General features: G+C 64.0%; 21 protein-coding genes. 13 read left to right on the top strand and 8 right to left on the bottom strand.

Annotated elements, in window-relative coordinates:
* Positions 1-30 precede the first annotated feature (30 nt).
* Positions 31-207 carry a hypothetical protein gene (locus FA94_RS38800; RefSeq protein ID WP_156126708.1) on the top strand — a complete coding sequence of 59 codons (177 nt, stop codon included), beginning with the start codon at positions 31-33 and terminating at the stop codon, positions 205-207.
* A gap of 154 nt (positions 208-361) precedes the next feature.
* Here FA94_RS38800 and ribA read toward each other — a convergent pair whose 3' ends face one another.
* The gene (gene ribA / locus FA94_RS26410; RefSeq protein ID WP_035556805.1) at positions 362-1,015 is read right to left on the bottom strand and encodes a GTP cyclohydrolase II; all 654 of its coding nucleotides are present in this window, start codon (positions 1,013-1,015) and stop codon (positions 362-364) included.
* Between the two features lie 282 nt (positions 1,016-1,297).
* Between ribA and FA94_RS26405 the strand changes: the two genes are divergently transcribed.
* The gene (locus FA94_RS26405) at positions 1,298-1,741 is read left to right on the top strand and encodes a CBS domain-containing protein (RefSeq protein WP_035556801.1); all 444 of its coding nucleotides are present in this window, start codon (positions 1,298-1,300) and stop codon (positions 1,739-1,741) included.
* Between the two features lie 283 nt (positions 1,742-2,024).
* Here the strand turns inward: FA94_RS26405 and FA94_RS26400 are convergent, their stop codons facing one another.
* Together FA94_RS26400 and FA94_RS26395 are read right to left on the bottom strand one after the other, a co-directional pair.
* Positions 2,025-2,369 (bottom strand): DUF4148 domain-containing protein, encoded by a 345-nt coding sequence (locus FA94_RS26400; protein ID WP_035556800.1) that lies wholly within the window; start codon positions 2,367-2,369, stop codon positions 2,025-2,027.
* A 272-nt stretch (positions 2,370-2,641) separates the two neighbouring features.
* Entirely contained in the window at positions 2,642-3,289 is a 648-nt protein-coding gene (locus tag FA94_RS26395; protein ID WP_035556797.1) for a DNA-3-methyladenine glycosylase, read from the bottom strand.
* A gap of 350 nt (positions 3,290-3,639) precedes the next feature.
* Between FA94_RS26395 and FA94_RS26390 the strand changes: the two genes are divergently transcribed.
* A complete protein-coding gene (locus FA94_RS26390) occupies positions 3,640-4,002 on the top strand; it encodes a BON domain-containing protein (RefSeq protein ID WP_035556792.1) in 363 nt (120 codons plus the stop codon).
* 280 nt (positions 4,003-4,282) lie between these two features.
* Positions 4,283-5,365 carry a calcium:cation antiporter gene (locus FA94_RS26385; protein WP_035556789.1) on the top strand — a complete coding sequence of 361 codons (1,083 nt, stop codon included), beginning with the start codon at positions 4,283-4,285 and terminating at the stop codon, positions 5,363-5,365.
* A gap of 27 nt (positions 5,366-5,392) precedes the next feature.
* On the opposite strand, the gene FA94_RS26380 is transcribed toward FA94_RS26385, so the two are convergent.
* Positions 5,393-6,286 (bottom strand): LysR substrate-binding domain-containing protein, encoded by an 894-nt coding sequence (locus FA94_RS26380; protein ID WP_035556786.1) that lies wholly within the window; start codon positions 6,284-6,286, stop codon positions 5,393-5,395.
* Between the two features lie 505 nt (positions 6,287-6,791).
* Here FA94_RS26380 and FA94_RS26375 point away from each other — a divergent pair.
* From FA94_RS26375 to FA94_RS26345, 7 genes are all read left to right on the top strand, one after another.
* On the top strand, positions 6,792-7,886 hold the full coding sequence (locus FA94_RS26375) for an ABC transporter substrate-binding protein (RefSeq protein WP_035556783.1): 1,095 nt from the start codon (positions 6,792-6,794) through the stop codon (positions 7,884-7,886).
* Positions 7,883-8,836, top strand: coding sequence for an ABC transporter permease (locus FA94_RS26370; RefSeq protein WP_035556780.1), 954 nt, complete (start codon positions 7,883-7,885; stop codon positions 8,834-8,836). The genes FA94_RS26375 and FA94_RS26370 overlap by 4 nt, the downstream gene beginning before the upstream one ends.
* Entirely contained in the window at positions 8,833-9,720 is an 888-nt protein-coding gene (locus FA94_RS26365) for an ABC transporter permease (protein WP_035556777.1), read from the top strand. Before FA94_RS26370 ends, FA94_RS26365 begins: the two co-directional genes overlap by 4 nt.
* Before the next feature lie 59 nt (positions 9,721-9,779).
* Positions 9,780-10,850, top strand: a complete 1,071-nt coding sequence (locus FA94_RS26360) for an ABC transporter ATP-binding protein (RefSeq protein WP_035556774.1) — start codon at positions 9,780-9,782, stop codon at positions 10,848-10,850.
* Positions 10,851-10,890: 40 nt separating this feature from the next.
* On the top strand, positions 10,891-11,715 hold the full coding sequence (locus tag FA94_RS26355; protein ID WP_035556771.1) for a transporter substrate-binding domain-containing protein: 825 nt from the start codon (positions 10,891-10,893) through the stop codon (positions 11,713-11,715).
* Between the two features lie 95 nt (positions 11,716-11,810).
* Positions 11,811-12,575 (top strand): amino acid ABC transporter permease, encoded by a 765-nt coding sequence (locus FA94_RS26350; protein ID WP_035556768.1) that lies wholly within the window; start codon positions 11,811-11,813, stop codon positions 12,573-12,575.
* A gap of 2 nt (positions 12,576-12,577) precedes the next feature.
* Positions 12,578-13,234 (top strand): amino acid ABC transporter permease, encoded by a 657-nt coding sequence (locus FA94_RS26345; RefSeq protein WP_035556766.1) that lies wholly within the window; start codon positions 12,578-12,580, stop codon positions 13,232-13,234.
* A gap of 126 nt (positions 13,235-13,360) precedes the next feature.
* Here the strand turns inward: FA94_RS26345 and FA94_RS26340 are convergent, their stop codons facing one another.
* Genes FA94_RS26340 through FA94_RS26330 form a run of 3 tightly spaced genes read right to left on the bottom strand, consistent with a single transcriptional unit; the run spans position 13,361 to position 17,373 of the window.
* On the bottom strand, positions 13,361-14,659 hold the full coding sequence (locus tag FA94_RS26340; RefSeq protein WP_035556764.1) for a c-type cytochrome: 1,299 nt from the start codon (positions 14,657-14,659) through the stop codon (positions 13,361-13,363).
* A 13-nt stretch (positions 14,660-14,672) separates the two neighbouring features.
* Entirely contained in the window at positions 14,673-16,916 is a 2,244-nt protein-coding gene (locus FA94_RS26335) for a xanthine dehydrogenase family protein molybdopterin-binding subunit (RefSeq protein ID WP_035556760.1), read from the bottom strand.
* A 1-nt stretch (position 16,917) separates the two neighbouring features.
* The gene (locus FA94_RS26330) at positions 16,918-17,373 is read right to left on the bottom strand and encodes a (2Fe-2S)-binding protein (RefSeq protein ID WP_035556756.1); all 456 of its coding nucleotides are present in this window, start codon (positions 17,371-17,373) and stop codon (positions 16,918-16,920) included.
* A gap of 362 nt (positions 17,374-17,735) precedes the next feature.
* Here FA94_RS26330 and FA94_RS26325 point away from each other — a divergent pair, with 362 nt between their 5' ends.
* Complete coding sequence (locus tag FA94_RS26325; RefSeq protein ID WP_035556753.1) at positions 17,736-18,134, top strand: hypothetical protein; 399 nt, start codon at positions 17,736-17,738, stop codon at positions 18,132-18,134.
* A gap of 436 nt (positions 18,135-18,570) precedes the next feature.
* Positions 18,571-19,389, top strand: a complete 819-nt coding sequence (locus FA94_RS26320; RefSeq protein ID WP_035556750.1) for an alpha/beta fold hydrolase — start codon at positions 18,571-18,573, stop codon at positions 19,387-19,389.
* An 81-nt stretch (positions 19,390-19,470) separates the two neighbouring features.
* Here FA94_RS26320 and FA94_RS26315 read toward each other — a convergent pair whose 3' ends face one another.
* Positions 19,471-20,496 carry a peptidoglycan DD-metalloendopeptidase family protein gene (locus tag FA94_RS26315; protein WP_081936114.1) on the bottom strand — a complete coding sequence of 342 codons (1,026 nt, stop codon included), beginning with the start codon at positions 20,494-20,496 and terminating at the stop codon, positions 19,471-19,473.
* Between the last annotated feature and the right edge of the window lie 216 nt (positions 20,497-20,712).

Raw genomic sequence — 20,712 nt, 5'->3', positions numbered from 1 at the left:
ATGCACCCCTGCCCTTTACTACGCGCTTCGATGAAATCGCGCGCGTCCGCGAAATATCGAACACCGCTGAACCGCGCGCACGCGCAAACAAACGCGCGCCGCTGGCTGGCGCTATCGCTCAGTCTGTTGGGATGGTTGGGCTGGCACGCGCTGCGGGACGTGCTCAACGCCATTCCCGACAGCAACGACGACTTCGGCCTGTTCTGATCGCACTGACGCGCGACATCTGATCGCGCTGCGTGCTTGCCGGTGGACGCAACGCCCGGCTCGCACCACCTCAACCGCGCAACAGATTGACGAAATCAACGCAAAAACGCCGGCCGCCGTGTGTCACCAACGGCGGCCGGCGCGCTTCAACGGCTTATTCGTTTTCGTCGAAATAGTGGCCGAACTTGACCTGCTTCGTGCGGATATAACGCTCGTTTTCCTCGCGCATCGGAATGGCCAGCGCCACCCGCTCGCACACCGGAATACCGTGCTTCGACAGCGTGTCGAACTTCTCCGGATTGTTGCTCATCAGACGCACCGAAGTGACCTTCAGCGTGCGCAGAATGCCGGCCGCCGAATCGTATTCGCGCGAATCGTCCGGCAGGCCGAGATCGAGGTTGGCCTCGACCGTATCGCGTCCCTGCTCCTGCAGCGCGTACGCGCGGATCTTGTTCGACAGCCCGATGCCGCGGCCTTCGTGACCGCGCAGATACAGCAGCACGCCACAGCCTTCGGCCGCGATATAGCGCAGCGCGAGGTCGAGTTGTTCGCCGCAGTCGCAACGGTAGGAGCCGAGCACGTCGCCGGTCAGGCATTCGGAATGCAGGCGCGTCAACACGGACGATTGATTGGCGACGTCGCCCATCACGAGCGCGAGATGTTCGGCGCCGCTTTCGCACACGCGAAACACGTACGAGGTGAACGTGCCGTAGCGCGTGGGGAGCGTGGCAGTGGCGTCGAGAATGACGCATTCGCCGTTGTTGAGTGCGCCGTCTGCTGCGGGCGACGGATCGTGAGACGTGAGCATGGCGTTAGACAGTGGTGCTGACATGAACCCGATCAACCGGGAGATTAGATATGAGACAGGAGTTTATCGCTAAACGGCATGACGCACCGTATGGCCATGCGGATGGCGCGGATGCGTCGCGGTGCGGCAGGCCACGGTTGGACCATGATTGCAGATAGAACGCCTGACGCGCCACAGGTATTCCCGGGTATCCCGATAGCGCGCCACGCCTATACTGGAATGGCCTGTCCCTCACGACAGCACGCCACGCCGGCATGCTGCACTGCGAAACGGAGCCGCTCCATGACAAGCGTTGCACAGCTTCTTAAAACTAAACCTGATAACACGGTCGTCTTTACGGTCGGGGCCGACGATTCCGTCTACGACGCCATCAAGCTGATGGCCGAAAAAGGGATTGGCGCATTGGTGGTGACGGACGGCGACAGCATCGCCGGCATCGTCACGGAGCGCGACTACGCGCGCAAGGTCGTGCTGATGGACCGTTCGTCGAAGGCCACGCCGGTGCGCGACATCATGAGCAAAGCCGTGCGCTTCGTGCGGCCCGACCAGACCACGGACGACTGCATGGCGCTGATGACCGAGCGTCGCATGCGGCACTTGCCGGTGATCGAGAACGACCGTCTGATCGGCATGGTGTCGATCGGCGACCTGGTGAAGAACATCATCGCCGAACAGCAATTCACCATTCAGCAACTCGAGTTCTATATTCACGGCGAGCGGCCCTGAAGAAAACCACTGTCGCCTACATGCGCTGCTAAACCGGAGCGCAAAAAAAGCCCAATCCTTCAAAAGGTTGGGCGAAGCTACCTTGCGGCAGCGGAGGTTCTTTGAACTGGCTTCGCGCGGCGCGTGACCCGATTGTCAGGTCGCGCGCGCGAATTCACGTCTACGTCTTTACATCGTCGAAGGTTTAACGCTTCGCGATGCCGTGTGTGCCGTCGGTGACGGCGCACACCCTGCTAATCCATCAACGGCTTTACTGTCTTTATTTCCAGACTGCGCTGTCCGATCAGTTACCGAAATACACCGACTTCGGGCCCGACATCGGCTGAACCACGCCACCTGCTTGCGACGAACCGCTCACTGCGCCACCGTAGCCGCTGGTGTCCGCAACCGGTTCCTGGGTTTGCGCAACCGCCGGGCTCTGCGCGTCGACACGACGCTCAGCGGCCTGAATGTCGGCCGGATAGGTCGGGTCGCTGCTGTTCGCCGGGTTGTAGCCGGCCTGTTCCAACTGGATCAACTGGTTGCGAACGTCGGCGCGGGTCACCGGTTGCTGGCTCGCTTGAGCGAACGCTGCGACGGGAGCGGCGAGAACGGCTGCAATGGCGACTGCCTTGATAAGCGACTTCATGATGACTACCTCCAGATCTGGTTTTTTGGCTTCGCCTGTCACGCGTTGTGAGAAGCGAGTGATCCAAGTCTAGACACCCGATCGTCCCGGGAAAACCCTTAATTCAGAGATACATAATTGTTGGTTTCGCAAGAATGCGCGATGAATCACCGAAAATCCGCGCTCAAGTTTTTCTCTTACCGTAATAATTGTCGGGATCGTAACATTTTGTGTCTGACGTTTCGAAATGCATCCGAACCAGCCATCTTGACCGGCGACCCATTCGCCGACGGTCATTTTTTCGTCCGCTTCGGCTCAACGGCCTGGGCCGATAACAACAGTTTTCGCGGCCCGCTGACGAACGCGCTGCCGGGTTCGAAAAACCTCAGCGGTTGATGCATCTCACGCGACAAACCAATCCGCGTCGTCACCCCAATCGGCGTCTCGCCGCGCTCGATCGCACCGATCCACAAGCCATGCCCACTGCACAGATCGCAGCCGTTGAACGACGGCCCGATGTCGAGCGCATTGGTGAGCCGCCCCGGCCCGCGCGCGAGGTCGCGCAGCGGCACGCCGGGTCGGCGCGCTTCGATCAGCGGCAGACCTTCGAGCGGCTCGATCGCGCGAAACAGAATCCCGGCGCCGATCTCTTCCGCTTCGGCCGACATGTTGAGCATGTACGACACGCCATACGTAAGCCGCACATACGCAAAGCCCGGCGCGAGAAACATCGGCAGGTTGTACGGGCGGCGGCCCATAAACGCGTGGCTGGTCGAATCGCCGAGCGGATACGCTTCGGTTTCGACGATCCGTCCGCTGATGCGCCCTTCCTGCCCATCGCGCACGAGATATTTGCCGATCATGAAGCGCGCCAGCTCGACCGTATCGAGCGGTAATTCGTCACGAAGCAATGGCACGATAGGCAGCAACGGTTTTCGCATGCGGTCGACCTTGTTTTCAATGCGCGTCGGAACGGCGCCGGCACGGTTGCGCGATCAGCAATACGACGCCATCGGCCTGTTGCGATCGGCCGATTCGTTGTACCAGAACCTCATTTCCTGGCACCGTCTTATTCACCATGGCACTAATTGGAGTATCGTGTGTTTCCGGCCCGCGGCACAGCCTTCAACGGCTTGCGCGTGGCACGGTCGGCCTGAATCAGCAGGCAGTTTGAAAGCCTTCGCACGACCCGTAGCACCGTTCCATTCAGTGTCGATCCCTATGTATCCGCAGGCGAAGCACAGATCCCCACCCGGGGATCGTCGTATCCATGACAACAGGAGAAAGTTGAATGAAAGCATTCACGGCAATCAAGATGGTCGGCGGCGCGCTGATCGTTCTGGCGTCCCTCAATGCGTATGCGCAAAGCAGCGACGCGATGGCTGCGGCCCCGATGGCTGCATCGTCGGCGCCGTCGGCCAAGCAAGCCAAGGCAGCGAACCGTGCGCTCGGCCGCAAGGTCCGCGGCGTACTGGCGAAGACCAAGGGCCTGAGCGTCAACAACATCACCGTGCGCGCGCGCGGCGGTGCAGTGACGCTCGCCGGTTCCGTGCCTGAGCAGCAGCAGGTCGACCTGGCCACGACGGCAGCGCAAGGCGTGGCTGGCGTGACGTCGGTCAAGAACGCACTGACGATCCGTCCGGTCGGACAGTAAGCGTAGTCGAGCCGTCGCCGGCTCTTCGCGGGCGCCAATGCGTTATCACAACGCGTTGGCGCCCGTTTCCGTTCAGGGGTCGCCGAGACCGCTGCGCGAGGATTGCGCCGATGCTGCGCCACGCCCCCGGGATCAAGCACTGGCCGCAAAAACTATCCTTTATAATTTAATGCGTTAGAGCGCATTGTTGACACGATGCGTTAGCATTCGCGCTCGCTTCAAGCTCCAGACGTTGGCCGTTCGCCGCCGTCCCATACAAGCATCGAAAAAGGAAGCCCGAATGACCACGCCCGCGACCGTTTTGCCCCGCTGGACTATTGCCGCGCCGCTCGTCGCGTGGATCGTGCTCGGGCTCGCCTACGCGCTGCCGGGCAACGGGCTGCTGCTTGCGCTGGTCGGCGTGGCGCTGTGCGCCGCGGTGTTCACGGCGGTGCATCACGCGGAAGTGGTTGCGCATCGCGTCGGCGAACCGTTCGGCACGCTGGTGCTGGCGGTGGCCGTCACGGTGATCGAGGTCGCGCTGATCGTTTCGGTCATGCTCACCTCCGGCCCGGAAAAAGCCGGGCTCGCGCGCGACACGGTGTTCGCGGCGGTCATGATCGTCTGCAACGGCATTGTCGGCATTTGCCTGCTGGTGGGTGGCATCCGCCATCGCGAGCAGGATTTTCAGAGCCGCGGCGCGTCGGCGGCGCTGGCCGTGCTGGCGTCGCTGTCGGTGCTGACGCTCGTCATGCCGAACTACACGACCACCAGCGTCGGCCCGATCCTGTCGCCTTCGCAGCTGGCTTTTGCCGGCGTGTCGTCGCTGGTGCTCTATGGCGTGTTCGTGTTCGTGCAGACCGTGCGCCATCGCGATTACTTTCTCGCCGATGCGTCGGATGAAGATGTACATGCGGCGCCGCCGAGCGTCGGCGTCGCGCTCGCGGCCGGCGGCTTGCTGCTGGTGTGCCTCGTCGCCGTCGTGCTGCTCGCGAAGATCCTGTCGCCGATCGTCGAAACCGCGGTCAAGAACGCGGGCGCGCCGGCCGCGGTGGTGGGTATCGTGATCGCGGCGCTGGTGCTGCTGCCCGAAGGGCTCGCCGCCGTGCGCGCGGCGCGCGCCGATCGCTTGCAGAACAGCATGAATCTCGCGCTCGGCTCGGCGCTGGCCAGTATCGGCTTGACGATTCCGACCGTCGCCGCGGTGTTTCTGTGGAACGGCCAGCCGCTGATGCTCGGCATCGACGGCAAGGAAACCGTGCTGCTGATCCTCACGCTGCTGGTCGGCACGCTCACGCTGAGTAGCGGGCGCACCACGATTCTGCAAGGCGCCGTGCATCTGTCGCTGTTCGCGGCGTATCTGTTTCTGTCGTTCGCGCCTTGACGCCTTGAGCTGACGCTTTGACCTAACTTATTCCTCCCAATGCGCCGCGATCCAGTCGCGGAACAGATTCAGCTTCTGCTGATGCGCCACCGAGTCCGGATACACGAAGTAATAGCGCCAGCCGGTTTTCAGCACGGTGTCGAACGGCCGCACGAGGCGTCGCGCCGTGACGTCTTCGTCGATCAGCGCGAGGTCGCTGATCGCCACGCCGAATCCTTGTAGCGCGGCATTGGTCGCCATATCGAGCGTGTCGAAGCTCGGGCCGTGCTCGGCGTCGACCGCCGGCGCATTCGCCGCGTCGCCTTCGCTGGCTTTGGCGAGCCACATCTTCCAGTCGCGATGATCGCGAGTGGGATGCAGCAGCGTGTGGCGCGCCAGATCCGCCACCTGGGCGAGCGGCTTGTCCTTCAGCAGATCGGGCGCGCACACCGGCGTCAGACGCTCCTCGAACAACGGCACCGCCTGCACGCCCGCGCCCGGCGACGAGCCGTAGATGATCGCGGCGTCGAACGGCTCGCTCTGGAAATCGATGTCGTGCTGCCAGGTCGTGGTGATCTGCACATGCAGATCCGGGTATTCGGCCTGGAAGCGCATGATTTTCGGCAGCATCCAGCGCATCACGCAGGTCGGTACTTTCAGCGCGAGATCGGTGCGCTGCCGCGTGAGCCGCAACGAGATCTCCTCGATGCGCGCGAAGCTCTCTTTCACGGCGGGCAGCAGCATTTCGCCTTCGGCGGTGAGCGTCAGGCCTTTCGCGTGACGCTTGAAGAGCGGGAACTTGTAGTAATCCTCGAGCGCGATGATCTGCCGGCTGACCGCGCCTTGCGTCAGACACAGGTGGTCGGCGGCGCGCGTGAAGCTGCGATGGCGCGCGACGGTTTCGAAAATCTGTAGCGCGTTGAGTGGCGGAAGGCGGCGCATCGGAGTCGTCCGGGATCAGGAAAAGTCATTGTGTGGGCGACGCAGCGCGCACCGCCCACTTCGCTGTCAAGCCCACAGGATACGCGATCAGACAGGCCCACACGAGGACCGAGGCATCCCACCCGCATGCGCCGAATTCATGCCTCCGCAAAAACAGCACGCTGACCGCGCCATTTCGCACCACGCCGGGGCAAGACGCCGAAGCATCGCACCAGAACCGAGCTTTCCTCATACCTCCACGCGAGCCTAAAGTGCGCCCGAACCGTGGACGTTAACCCGCATACGCCCCGCCCTCGGTGCTCCGGCTAAGCACGACGAATTTGTCCCGTCCGTCGCGCCAAGCCCAGCGCATGAGATTCCGTCATGCGCGTCATGCGCATATTTCGTTTGTTGAGGGATTTTGGCAAACCTAGAGTGCATCAACACACCGCGCAACCGGGCGGTGCAGCGACAGCGGTCACAGTGATTTTCATCAGGCAACAGGCGTTCAACACGGGAGACCGCCATGCAAGAGATCAAACGGGGTAGAAGGCAGGCCATCAAGGCGATCGGCGCGGCGCTGGCGGCCTCCACCTTGCCGATGCCGTTCGTCAATCTGCGCGCGCAGGAACAGAACTTCAGCGGCAAGACCTTGCGCCTGCTGACCTGGTCGGACGACACCGGCGCCGCCGCGCTGCGCAACATCGCCCAGAGCTTCACGGCGAAGACCGGCTGCAAGGTGATCGCCGACCGCGCCGACGGCACCTCGGGCATGGTCGCCAAGGTGAAGGCCGCGGGCGAGCGTCCCACGTACGACGTCATCACGCTGGCCGGCGTGGGCGCGTCGGGTCTCGGCGATGCCGGTCTGCTGATGAAACCCGACCTCGACAAGCTGCCCAATCTGAAGGACGTCGCGCCGCAGTACCGCACGGGCGCGAACGGTTTCGGCGTGGGCTATCTGCTGTGGTCGGACGGCTTGATCTACAACACGTCGACGGTCAAGAGCGCGCCCACCTCCTACGAAGCGCTGTGGGATACCAAGTACGCCGGCCGCCTGTTCCTGCCGCCGCCCGAGTGGGCCGAAGCGGTCGACCTCGCGATCATCGCGGCGAAGATGAACGGCGGTTCGCAGCAGAACATCGAGCCGGGCTTCAAGAAGCTGATGGAGCTGAAAGACCGCGTGATGACGCTCGGCGAGAACCCGAACCAGGTGGCCGATCTGTTCCGCACCGGTTCGCTCGATATCGGCGGAATTTATTCGCCGGCCTTTTTCCCCGATCAGATCCGCAAGCCCGAGTACAAGATGGGCGTGACGTACGGCATGAAAGAAGGCTTCGCCACGCAACTGATGTTCACGGTGATCCCCAAAGCGCATCCGGCCGACAGCGACGTGATCCACGCCTTCATCAACCATTCGCTCGACGCGGGCGTGCAAGGTCGCATGGCTGCCGACGTGCTGAACGGCCCGGTCAATTCGAAAGCCGTGATTCCGGCCGAGAGCCGCGCGTTCGTGCCGAGCCCGAAGCAGATCGCCGAGAAAGCCGTGTTGCATGACGACAAGGCGCTCGCCGTCGTGCAGCCGGCGTGGATCAAGCGCTACACCGAAATTTTCTCGGCATGACACCGATGCTCGCGCGCTTTTCGCGGCGTGCTGCGTCGGCGGCGGCTTCTGGTGAAGCCGCCGCCGGCTGCCCCACAGCGGACGCGCCCGCCGCCACCGCGATGGAAAAAGCGCGCCCCTGGTTGCTGCTCGCGCCGATCCTGCTGTTTCTCGCCGTGCTCGGCGCGGCGGCGCTGGTCGTGCTGCGCATGAGCTTCGGCACGCAGGGCAACGAGTGGCACGGCTTCACGCTGCAGAACTACGCCGACCTGCTCGACAGCTACTTTCTGAAGTCGTTGTGGCTCACGCTGAAGCTCGCGTTTCAAAGCATGATCTGCGCGGTGCTGCTCGCCATTCCGGTCGCGCTCGCCATGGCGCGCACCCAGTCGCGGCTCGCGCGCCGCCTGCTGCTGGCCGGCGTGCTGCTGCCGCTGCTCGTCAATCTGCTGCTGCAAGGCTATGGCTGGCTGATCATTCTCGGCCCGGCCGGTTTGCTCAATCACGCGCTGCTCGGCAGTGGGCTCGTCCAGCGTCCGCTGATGTGGCTGTATCGCGAGAACGGCGTGTTGCTCGGCCTGATCCAGACCGCCTTTCCGCTCGCCGTGCTGCCACTGTCCAGCGCGATGCGCGCCGTGTCCCGCTCGTATGAGGAAGCCGCGGCGACGCTCGGCGCGACGCGCTGGCAAACGCTGCGTCACGTGTTGTTGCCGCTGGCCATGCCGGGTCTGGTGTCGGGCGCGCTGCTGGTGTTCGCGTACAACGCCAGCGCGTTCGCCGTGCCGCTGCTGCTCGGCGGACGGCGCGTGCCGATGCTCGCCGTGCTGGTTCACGATCAGGTCGCGCCCTTGCTGAACTGGCCGGCGGCGTCCGCGTCGGGCGTCGTTCTGATGATCGCCACGCTGACGGTGATGGCGCTGTCGCAGCGCCTCGTGCGTCGGACCCAGCGTCTTGCCGAGGAGCCTCACGCATGAGCACGCCCGTTCGCCGCGCGGAGCTTCAACCCCGTCCGCCTTTTTTCCCGCGCTGGCCCGCCGCGACCATGCCGGGCCAACTCGGCAAGGCCGCCGCCTTGCTCGCCGCGATCGTGCTGTTTCTCGCCGCGCTGCCGATCCTCACGATGATCACGATGTCGTTCGGCGCCGCCGACACGCTCGAATTCCCACCGCACGCGTACGGCCTGCACTGGTATCGCGCGGCGTGGCACAGCTTTGTGTCGCCGGATGCGAGCGACTCGCTCTCGATGGGCGCCGCGTTGAGCACGAGCCTGATCGTTGCGCTTTCAACCATGCTGATCGCCACGCTCGTCTCCGTGCCCGCCGCCTACGCGCTGAGCCGCTACCGTTTTCGCGGCAAGCCGGCGGTCGAACAACTGGTGGCGTTGCCGCTGGTCTATCCGCTGGTGATGCTCGGCCTGTCGCTGCTGCTGGTGTTCAACGTACTGCCGGTCGAACTGGGCGTGTTCCGCCTGATCATCGCGCATGTGATTCTGGCGCTGCCGTTCACCGTGAAGAATTGCGCGGCCTCGGTCGCCGCGATCGGCCCCGAGTTCGAGGAAGCCGCCTGCGTGATGGGCGCGAGTCCTCTTCGCGCGCTGGTCGACGTGATCCTGCCGCTGATGCGCCCGGGCATTCTCGCCGGCATGCTGTTCGCGTTCATCGTCTCGTTCAACGAATTCACGGTGACCTTCTTTCTGTACGGCATCGACACGATGACCTTGCCGGTGTGGCTGTATAGCCGCACGGTGTCGTCGCTCGATCCGACCGTGTTCTGTTTCGCGGTGTTTATCGTCGCGATCGACTTCGCGCTGATCTGGCTGCTCGAAAAACTGGTCGGCGATGAAGGCGTGGCGCTTTAAGCGCCGCCTGTATCGCGTTGGACCAGGCGAACCGTGACACCTCTTTGCTGGAGCATTCGATGACCCATCTGACCTTGCAGGCCGTGACCCGTCGCTTCGGCGCGGCGCAGGCCGTCGACAGCGTCGATCTGAGCGTGCCCGATGGCAAGCTGGTGTGCTTTCTCGGCCCGTCCGGCTGCGGCAAGACCACCTTGCTGCGGATGATCGCCGGTCTGGAGACGCCGACCTCGGGCAGCATTCATTTCGCCGGCCGCGACATCACGCGCCTGCCGGCGAATCAGCGCGATTTCGGCATGGTGTTCCAGTCGCTCGCGCTGTTTCCGCACATGACGGTCGCGCAGAACGTGGCCTATCCGCTCAAGTTACGCAAGACCGCCAGGGATCAGCAGGCGCGCCGCGTCGCCGAATTGCTGGAGCTGATCCAGTTGCCGCACATGGCGAACCGGCCGGTCACGCAGCTCTCCGGCGGCCAGCGCCAGCGCGTGGCGATTGCGCGCGCAATCGCCTCGCAACCGAAACTGCTGCTGCTCGACGAACCGCTGTCCGCGCTCGACGCCAAGCTGCGCGAAGCGATGCAGGTGGAAATCCGCCTGCTGCAACAGCGCCTGGGCATCACGACGATCATGGTCACGCACGACCAGCGCGAAGCGATGACCATGGCCGACGAAATCGTCGTGATGGAGAAAGGCCGGATTGCGCAAGTCGGCAAACCGCTGGATATTTATCGCGATCCGGTCAGCGAGTTCGTGGCGGATTTCATCGGGCTCGGCAATATCCTGCGGGTCACTTACGACGGCGCCGGCGGCGTGAATCTGCCCGGCGGCCGGCGCATTAGCGTGGCGCAAAACGCACGCATGCCGGAGTCCGGCAGCGACATCCGTCTGCTGATCCGCCCCGAGGACGTGTGCGTCAAACCGGCGTCGGACACGGCGGGTCCGAACCGGCTGGCCGGCACGGTCACGTTTATTCGCGACGTCGGCGCGTCGCTCGAAGCGACGATCGATTGCGCCGGCTTCACGCTGACCGCCGCGACCACGCCACGCGAAACGCCGGGGCTCACGCTCGGCATGCCGGTGCTCGCGGAATTGCCGTCGCACGCGTGCAAACTGATCGCCGCGCGCGCCCACTAAAACCTATTCCAATACCGATCCACTCGACAGAGGAAAGACCATGACCCAAGCTCAAGCCGCTCACTCCAGCACGCGCCGCGTGTTTGCGACGCTCGCCGCCGCGCTCGCCTTCACCGGCTTCGGCGCGCTGTGCGCGTTCTCGTCGGCCGCGCATGCCGACGCGCTCGACAGCATTGCCAAATCGGGCACGGTACGCATCGGCGTGTTCGAGGATTACCCGCCGTTCGGCTCGATCGGTCCGGACATGAAGCCGCAAGGCTACGACATCGACGTCGCCGATCTGATCGGCAAGGCGCTCAACGCCAAGGTCGAACTCGTGCAGGTGACGGGCGACAACCGTATGGCCTATCTCGCCGACCACAAGGCTGACATGCTGCTTTCAGTCGGCCAGACGCCGGAGCGCGACAAGGTGATCGACTTCTCGCAACCGTACGCGCCGTACTACCTCGCCGTGTTCGGTCCGAAGTCGCTGCCCGTGAAGAACGCCGCCGACCTCGCCGGCAAGTCGATTTCGGTGGCGCGCGGCACGCTGGAAGACCTGAGCGTGACCAAGATCGCCCCGCCGTCCGCCAACATCAAAAGATTCGACGATCCTAACGGCGCAATATCGGCGTTCCTTTCTGGTCAGGTACAGTTGATGGTAGTCGGCAACGACGTCGGCGCCACGATTCTCGCGCGTCATCCCGCGAACGATCCGGAGCAGAAATTCTCGCTGTTCAGCTCGCCGGATCACGTCGGTCTGAACAAGAACGAGCCGCGGCTGAAGCAGAAAGTCGACGACGTGATTGCCAAGGCCCGCAAGGACGGCACCATGAACGCGATTTCGCAGAAGTGGCTGCGCGCGCCGCTGCCGGCCGACCTCTAACATTTTTTGCGCGAACCGCCCGAGGCGTCCCGTCAGAGGATTGCCTCGGGGTCCGGAAACGCGGCGGAGTCTGACCTCACGATGAGCGCCACGCCATGACTTATGCGTTCGATTTCAGCGGCTTCGGCCTCTATGCGGGGATGCTCGTGCGCGGCGCCGCCGTCACGCTCGGGCTGACCGCGGTCTCTACCGTGCTCGGCGGGCTGGTCGGCATTGGCGGCGCGAGCATCGCGGTGGCCGGGCCGAAATGGGCGCGCTGGGTCGTGGCCAGTTATGTAGAGGTGATCCGCAATACGCCGTTTATCGTGCAGTTGTTTTTCGTGTTCTTCGGCTTGCCGAGCCTCGGCATTCACATCGACGAAGTACAGGCCGCGATTCTGGCCATGACCGTCAATCTCGGCGCGTACGCGATCGAGATCGTGCGCGCCGGTATCGATTCGATTCCGCGCGGCCAGGTGCAGGCGGCGCAAGCGCTCGGTTTGCACGGGCGCCAGGTGTTCCGCTTCGTGGTGCTGCCGCAGGCGATCGCCAACGTGTTTCCCGCGCTGCTGAGTCAGGTGCTGATCGTCATGCTCGGCTCGGCGGTGGTGTCGCAGATCTCCGTGCCCGATCTCACTTACGCGGCCAACTTCATCCAGTCGCGCAACTTTCGTTCGTTCGAGAGCTACGTGATCATCACCGTCACGTATCTGGTGTTGTCGATCGTCTTGCGGCAACTGCTCAATCGCTTCGGGCGCGGCCTGTTCGCGGGCCGCGCCGCTCGCGGCAACAGCAACAGCCATGGCAGCGGCAACGCGCCGCGTAACTGGCGCGACCGCCTGATGTGGCGCGGTGCCCGCACGCTGCCCACGGAGCGTTGATCATGGTCGAATTCACGCTGTGGGACATCGCCCGTAATCTGTTGCTCGCCGCGCGCTGGACCGTGCTGCTGTCGCTGATCGCGTTTGTGGGCGGCGGCCTCGTCGGGCTGATACTGCTCGCCATGCGCGTGTCGCCGATCGCCTGGCTGCGGCGCGTGGTGATCGTCTACGTTGAAGTGTTTCAGGGCACGCCGCTGCTGATGCAGCTATTCCTCGCGTTCTTCGGTTTGCCCCTGCTCGGTGTCGACGTTTCGCCGTGGGTCGCGGCAACCGTCACGCTGACGTTTTATACGAGCGCGTATCTGGTCGATATCTGGCGCGGCTGCGTCGAAGCGGTGCCGCGTGGTCAGTGGGCCGCGGGCGCGAGTCTCGGCATGACGTTCAGCCAGCAGTTGCGCTATATCGTGTGGCCGCAGGCGTTGAAAATCGCGGTGGCGCCGACGGTCGGTTTTCTCGTGCAGGTCGTGAAAAGCACCGCGCTCGCGTCGATTATCGGCTTCACCGAATTGACCAAGACCGGCTCGATGATCACCAACGCCGCGTTCCGTCCGTTTCCGATCTACGGCATGGTCGCGATGATTTACTTCGCAATGTGTTTCCCGTTGACGTGGTACGCGCGGGTGCTGGAAAAACGGCAGAAGGTGGGACAGCATCGCTGAGGTTTTTGGGCTTCGTTGAAGCTTCATTAACGTAGCGGCTTCGATGCGAAAAAGCGGTAACCGTGTGGCGAACACGGTTACCGCTTTTTTTTGCAGCCCATCCCTTCCAACGTTAAGCCCGCATAACTACCGGGCCGCCTGCGTCGACTTGCGCAACTTCGCCACCTCGGCCGCGCTCACCGTCGGCGCGCCGTTGTTCCAGCCCGATCGCACGAAGCTCAGCACGTCCGCGATCTGCTGATCGTTGAGCACCGGCGCATACTTCGGCATCGGATACGGCGCGGGAATGCCGCCGATCACCAGATCTTCCGTGCCGTTCAGCGTCACGTTGATCAGCGACGACGGGTCTTTCTCGAGCACGTTCGGATTGCCCGCGAGCGGCGCCAACATCGGCGCGAAGCCGCGCCCGTCGACGCCGTGACAGTGCATGCAATACGCGGTATAGACGCGTGCGCCGGCATCGTTCGCGGGACGGTTGAGCGATACCTTGGTGGCCTGCGGATCGTACGCGTACGGCGGCGCATTGCTACCGCCCGCCGGCGGCAACGACTTCAGATACGTCGACATGGCGGCGACGTCGGTGTCGTTCAGGCCCTGCGTGCTGTTGTTGATCACGCTGGTCATCGAGCCGAACGCCGACGCATGGCGATTCGCACCGGTCTTCAGGAACGCCTGCAGATCCTGATCGTTCCAGCGCCCCAACCCGACGTTGTGCTCGCCGGTCAGATTCGCCGCGAACCAGCCGTCGAGCAGGCCACCGGTCAGAAACGCACTGCCGCTTTCGTCGAGCGCTTTCTCCTGGAACGCGATGCCGCGCGGCGTGTGGCACGAACCGCAGTGGCCGAGACCCTGAATCAGGTACGCGCCGCGATTCCAGGCGACGTCCTTGCCCGGCTTGTCCTGATAGGCGCCCTTCTCCAGAAACACCATGTTCCAGAACTTCAGCGGCCAGCGCATGTTCAACGGCCACTTGATGTCCGCCTCGCGATTCGCCTGCTGCACCGGCGCCACGCCGCCCATGAAATACGCGTACAGCGCTTTCATGTCGTCGTCGTTGACCTTCGCATACGACGGATACGGCATCGCCGGATACAGGTTGTGGCCGTCTTTCGCGACGCCTTCGCGCATCGCTCGCGCGAAGTCTTCCTCCGTATAGCCGCCGATGCCGGTCTTCGGATCGGGCGTGATGTTGGTGGTGTAGATCTGGCCCATCGGCGTGGTCATCGGCAGGCCGCCCGCGAACGGCTTGCCCTTCGGCGCTGTGTGACAGGCCACGCAGTCGCCGACCTTCGCGAGATAGGCGCCGCGTTGCACCAGCGCGGGATCGCCTGATTGCGCGGCGGCATAGGCCGAGCCTTGCGTCAGCGCCAGCAACGGCAACGCGACGCACAACGCCGCACCGACACCCTTCAGTGTGTTTTTCATGATCGGGCTCCGGTTAGGCGGTTTGCAGTTGGCTGCCGACGGGCAAGTGCCGCAGCCGCTTGCCGGTGGCCGCGTAGATCGCGTTGGTCAGCGCCGGCGCGAGCGCCGCCGTGCCGGGTTCGCCGATACCGCCGGGCGCCTCGCCGCTCTTCACGATATGCACCTCGATGGGTGGCGTCTGGTCGATCCGCAGCATCCGGTAATCGGTGAAATTGTTCTGCTCGACGCGGCCGTCCTTGATCGTGATCTCGCTGTACAGCGCCGCCGTGATCCCGAAGATGATGCCGCCCTGCACCTGCGCTTCGATCGTGTTCGGATTCACCACCATGCCGCAATCGACCGCGCACACCACCCGCTTGACCGCGACCTCACCCTGATCGACCGCCACATCGACGACGATCGCGAAGAAGCTGCCGAACGCGTGCATGACCGACACGCCGCGCCCCTGGCCCTTCGGCAACGCACTGCCCCAGCCCGCCGACTGCGTCGCGACGTTCAGCACGTTCAGCGCGCGCGGCGTCTTGCCCAGCAGATCCTGGCGATATTTGACCGGATCGACTTTGGCCTGCGCCGCGAGTTCGTCGATGAAACTCTCCACCACGAAGGTGCCGCGCGTCGGACCCACGCCGCGCCAGAACGCGGTGGGCACCGCGTGCGGTTCCTGGCGCACGTAATCGACCAGTTGATTCGGCAGGTCGTACGGCAGATCGGCGGCCACTTCGACCGCGTCGGGATCGATGCCGTTCTTGAACGCGGGCGGTGCGAAGCGCGCGATCACCGACGAGCCGACGATCCGGTGCTGCCACGCGATCGGCTTGCCGTTCGCGTCGAGGCCGGCCGAGATCTTGTCGTAGTAGTACGGTCGGTACATGTCGTGCTGAATGTCTTCTTCACGCGTCCAGGTCACCTTCACCGGCGACGACACCTGTTTCGCCACCTTGACCGCCTGCGTGACCATGTCGAATTCGAGCCGCCGGCCGAAGCCGCCGCCGATCAGATGGTTATGCACGACGATCTTGTCGGCCGGCAAACCCGTGACTGCCACCGCCGCGTCCACGACCCGCGTCGGCACCTGCGAGCCGAGCCAGACATCGCAGCCGTCGGGGCGTACATGCACCGTGCAGTTGATCGGCTCCATGGTGGCGTGCGCCAGGAACGGCTGCTGATACACCGCGTCGACACGCGTCTTCGCATTCGAAAACGCGTTGCCCACGTCGCCGTCTTTCCGCGCCACCGCGCCGTTGCGTTGCGACGCGGCGGCGAGATCGTCGACGATCTGCTGCATCGAAATAGCCGCACCCGCACCTTCGTTCCATTTGATATCGAGCGCCTGCACGCCGCGTTTGGCGGCCCACGTGTGGTCGCCGATCACCGCAACCGCGTTGTCGATCCTGACGATCTGGCGCACGCCGGGAATCTTCTTCGCGTTGGTATCGTCGACGCTCGCGAGCGTGCCGCCAAACACCGGGCAGTTCGCGATCGCGGCGTAGACCATGCCGGGCACGCGCACGTCGAGTCCGAACATCGCGGTGCCATCCACTTTTTCCGGCGAATCGAGACGCTTGGGCGACGTGCCGATCAGCTTGAAGTCTTTCGGGTTCTTCAGCGGCACGTTTTGCGGCGCGGGCAGTTTGGCCGCGGCGTCCGCCAGTTGACCGTAGCCGAGGCTGCGCTGGCTGGCCGCATGGAGCACCTGGCCGGCCTGCGCGTGGCAGCTCGCCGGATCGACCTGCCATTGCTGCGCGGCCGCCTGGATCAGCACCACGCGCGCGGCGGCGCCGGCACGGCGCATCGGCTCCCACGCGTAGCGGATCGAGGTCGAGCCGCCGGTTAACTGGCCGCCGAGCAGCGGGTCCATGAAGAGCTTTTCGTTGGGCGGCGCGTGATCGACCGTGATCGAATCGAGCGGCACTTCGAGCTCTTCGGCGATCAGCATCGGAATCGACGTGTACACGCCCTGGCCCATCTCGACCTTGGGAATCACCAGCGTCACCTTGCCCGCCGTGTCGATCTGGATGAACGCGTTCGGCGCGAACACGCCGCTTTGCGGCGTCTCGACTCCATCGCCGCCAATCACCGATTTACCGGCCTTCTGATCCTGGCTGGCCGCCGGCAGGCTGAAGCCGAGCAGCAAACCGCCGCCGGCCGCCGCGCCCACCGTCACGCCGAATTTCAGAAACGTGCGGCGCGACACGCGCCCCGCCTTCGTTCCGGACGGATGTGCACCGTTGCCTGCATCGAGCAATCCCTGGGACATGTCAGGCTCCCTTCGCGGCTTGCTTGATCGCCGCGCGGATGCGGTTATACGTCCCACAGCGGCAGATGTTGCCGGCCATGGCGGCGTCGATATCCGCGTCGCTGGGGTTCGGGTTGCTCGTGAGCAGCGAAGCCGCCGACATGACCTGCCCCGACTGACAGTAGCCGCACTGCACCACGTCCAGTTGCCGCCAGGCCTGCTGCACTTTCTGGCCGGCGGGCGTGCCGCCGACCGCTTCGATGGTGGTGATCTTGCGGTCGCCGACCGCTGCGGCCGGCAATACGCACGAGCGCACCGCAACACCGTCGAGATGCACGGTGCAGGCGCCGCATTGCGCAATGCCGCAACCGAACTTGGTGCCGGTCAAACCGACGAGGTCGCGTAAGACCCACAACAGGGGCATGTCGGGTGGGGCGTCGACGGTATGGGTCTCGCCGTTGATATTCAGGGTTGTCATTGAGCGGCTCCGAGTGGGGTTTATTGTTGATGAGGCTGTTTAGACAGAGACGTCGAACCAAAACAGTGAGCGTTGCCGCGTTTATTCGATAAGCCGGACTAATACGCGCGGCGGCTCGCGTTCAGTTCAAACAGACATTCGATGCAAGGCGCGAACGCGCCGGAGATGATCGGCAAATTGTAGTCGCGGATAAATAATTTCGCAGCGACCCCCATGCGCGCGTGGCCGTTGAAACGCTTTAGCGGTCAGCGGCCGCCGATTTTGCTAGCATGGTTCCGGTTTGGAACGATTGCATGTACCCGAATACCTGAATACCCGAATGCCGGATGCGATCCGGCCTGACACTCCGAAGGAGCAGCACGATGAACGACCAGCAATGCACTCAATTCCTCTCGGACATTCGCCGACCTCTGCTGTCGCTGCACAAAGCGATTCTCGACCACGAACGCGCGGCGTATGAAAAGGAATTCGGTCCGGTGACGCCGGCGGCGTTTCTGCAGGTGCTCATCAACGGCTCGGGGTTTCGCTGGCTCACGCCGCTCTCGACGGTGATCGCGAGCGTCGACGAAATCCTCGACGACAAGGAAGCCGATACCGCCGACCGGGTCGGCGCGGCCGAAGCGGTCACGGGACTGTTCTCGCCCGATGCGCCGAACAATATTTTTCTGCCGCGCTATCTGCCGTTGTTGCAGGCCGACCCGGCGATTCTGCATCACCATGGGCAGGTGGCGCAGTTGCTGCGTGGGGTGGCGGAGAAGTGAGCGGTTGGCGGTGAGGTTTTTTAAGGCCGGCGTACGTCGACGCGCGCCGGCTTGCCAGAATGCGCGGTGCGCGCCGTCGGCTCCCGAATTTCCTCACCATTGAGAAGCGTGCTTTTTGATCGGCTGAACATGACCGGGTTGAATACGGCGGTCGACGATTATCAGGAATTACCAGGCTTCCGGTAGTCAGCCGATGCGAAAAGCCCTTACTTCAGGCCGATTTATGCGCGATTCGCAAGAGTGGGCGTCGCAAGCGTGTGTTGTTTACGATTTGAATCGATACGCCGGTGGTTCAACATTGAATTTGCCTGGCTTTGCTGAATAAACCCAAGGTGAGCTTTTTCGGGAACGGCACGCCGGCCGCTACGAAAACCCGATCAGCGCGCATCGCGGTGCCCTGCTAAGGTAAGCGAACTCCCTTGCCACGTTCACTGCCATGCAAAACTGGCCGCTCCCCGAAAGCTACTTATTCCGCGATCAGACCGTGCGCTTCAATGTGACCGGCAATGGTCCGCCGCTGGTGCTGATTCACGGCACGCCGTTTTCTTCGTCTGTGTGGCATCGCATCGCGCCGCATCTCGCGCAAAACCACACGGTCTACTACTACGACCTGCTCGGTTACGGCCAATCCGAACAACGCGAGGCGCAAGACGTCTCGCTCGGCATCCAGAACGTGCTGCTGGCGGCGTTGCTCGCGCATTGGCAGTTAGCGAAGCCGGACGTGGTGGCGCATGATTTCGGCGGTGCGACTTCGTTGCGCGCGCATCTGATCGACGGCTGCGAGTACCGCAGCCTCACGCTGATCGATCCGGTTGCGGTTGCGCCGTGGGGCTCGCCCTTCGTGCGCCATGTGCGCGAGCACGGCGACGCGTTTGCCGGGCTGCCGCCCTACATTCACGAAGCGGTGGTGAAAGCGTATCTACGCGGCGCGATTGCGCGTGAGATTCCGGACGGCGAACTCGCACCCTATGTGGCGCCGTGGCTCGGCGCGACGGGACAGGCCGCGTTCTACCGGCAGATCGCGCAAATGGATCAGCGCTATACCGACGAGGTCGAAGCGCGCTACGCGCAACTGCGCTGCCCGGTGCAGATTCTGTGGGGCGAAGAGGATCAATGGATTCCGCTGGCGCGCGGCCGCCAACTGGCTGCGGCGATACCGAACGCGCGCTTTCAGGCAGTGCCGAACGCCGGCCATCTGATGCAGGAAGACGCGCCGGAAGCGATCGTCGCTGCGGCGCTACGCTGGATTGCGTGAGGACGCGGGCTTAGCCGCGCCCTCTTCACGCCGGAGTTGAACGCCGCTGAGAGGTGTGCGGGTTCGTGTGACGACGCGGGCTTAACCGCGCCCGTGCGGCAGATAAGGCATCGGATCGATCGGCTTGCCGTCGCGGCGCAACTCGAAGCCGACGGAGACGCGCGAGTTGTTTTCGTCGCCCATCTCGGCAATCTGCTGCCCTTGCCGGACGATGTCGCCGGTCTTGACCAGCAGCTTGCGGTTATGCGAGTAAGCGGTCAGAAAGTCCTTGTTGTGCTGGACGATGATCAGACTGCCGTAGCTGTTCAGGCCCGTGCCGGCGTACATCACTTTGCCGTCGGCGGCGGCGCGCACCGGATCGCCCGGCTTGCCGCCGATTTCAATGCCGCGCGTCTCGCCCGCCTGGAATCCTTCAACGACGTGCCCGCCCGCCGGCCATGCCAGCGCCACGCCGTTCGCGTGCCGCGCGGTTTGCTGCGCGACTTCGCGTGCCTCAGCGGCGCTCGGCGCGGCTGAGTCCGCTTGCGCGGTGGTGGCCGGAGCGGCCTGGGTGGCTTGGGTTGCCGATGCGGCTGCCGCAACCGAAGCATTAGCCGTAACCGCAGCCGAATTCGTCGATACGCCCGCCTGCTGCGCCACCGATGCAGCCGCCGAAGCCGAAGCCGCTGCCGCCTTGGCCGAAGCAGCCGCCGCCGCGTTAGCCGCGTTCACGGCCCGCACGGTTTCCGGCGACGCCACATGCAGCACCTGCCCCAACTTCAACCGCGACTTCGTTTTCAAACCGTTCCAGGCTTGCAACTGCCTGACGCTGCAATGATGATGCTGCGCGATACGCGCCAGCGTATCGCCCCGCTTCACGCGATACACCAGCGGTGGCGATTTCTTCAGCGGCGTGCCCGCATCGGCGCCGATCTTCAGTTGCGCACCGGTCGCTGCCGTTGCGGTCGGCGCATTCGCCGCCGGCACCGCGGAAGCGGCCGTCGCATCCGGCGCCGCGCCGCTCTGCGCGCCCTGCTGCCCGACGTTCGCACAACCGCTGACGGCCAGCGCGACCCACACGCCGGCCAGACTGGCCTTGATTGTTCTGTCGAAACGCTTTTCCACCATGTCCGACTCCTGCCTTTTTTATGGCGGACCGGATGCACGCCTCGTCGCGTGCGATGCGCGCGTTCGTACGCCGCGCGGCCTATCTTCGCGACACGGCGAGGTCGCCTCGTGCGACGCTCATCCCATGTCCTGCCGAACAACCCAACCCTTCGCCATCACCCGATGTCGGGAAGCCACGTCTACCGTGGACTCACCCAAAACAGTCGATCTTCTGCG

Source organism: Burkholderia sp. 9120 (genome assembly GCF_000745015.1).
Lineage (GTDB): Bacteria > Pseudomonadota > Gammaproteobacteria > Burkholderiales > Burkholderiaceae > Paraburkholderia.
The sequence above is the reverse complement of the archived record's forward strand: the minus strand, read 5'-3'. Positions and strand labels throughout refer to the sequence as shown.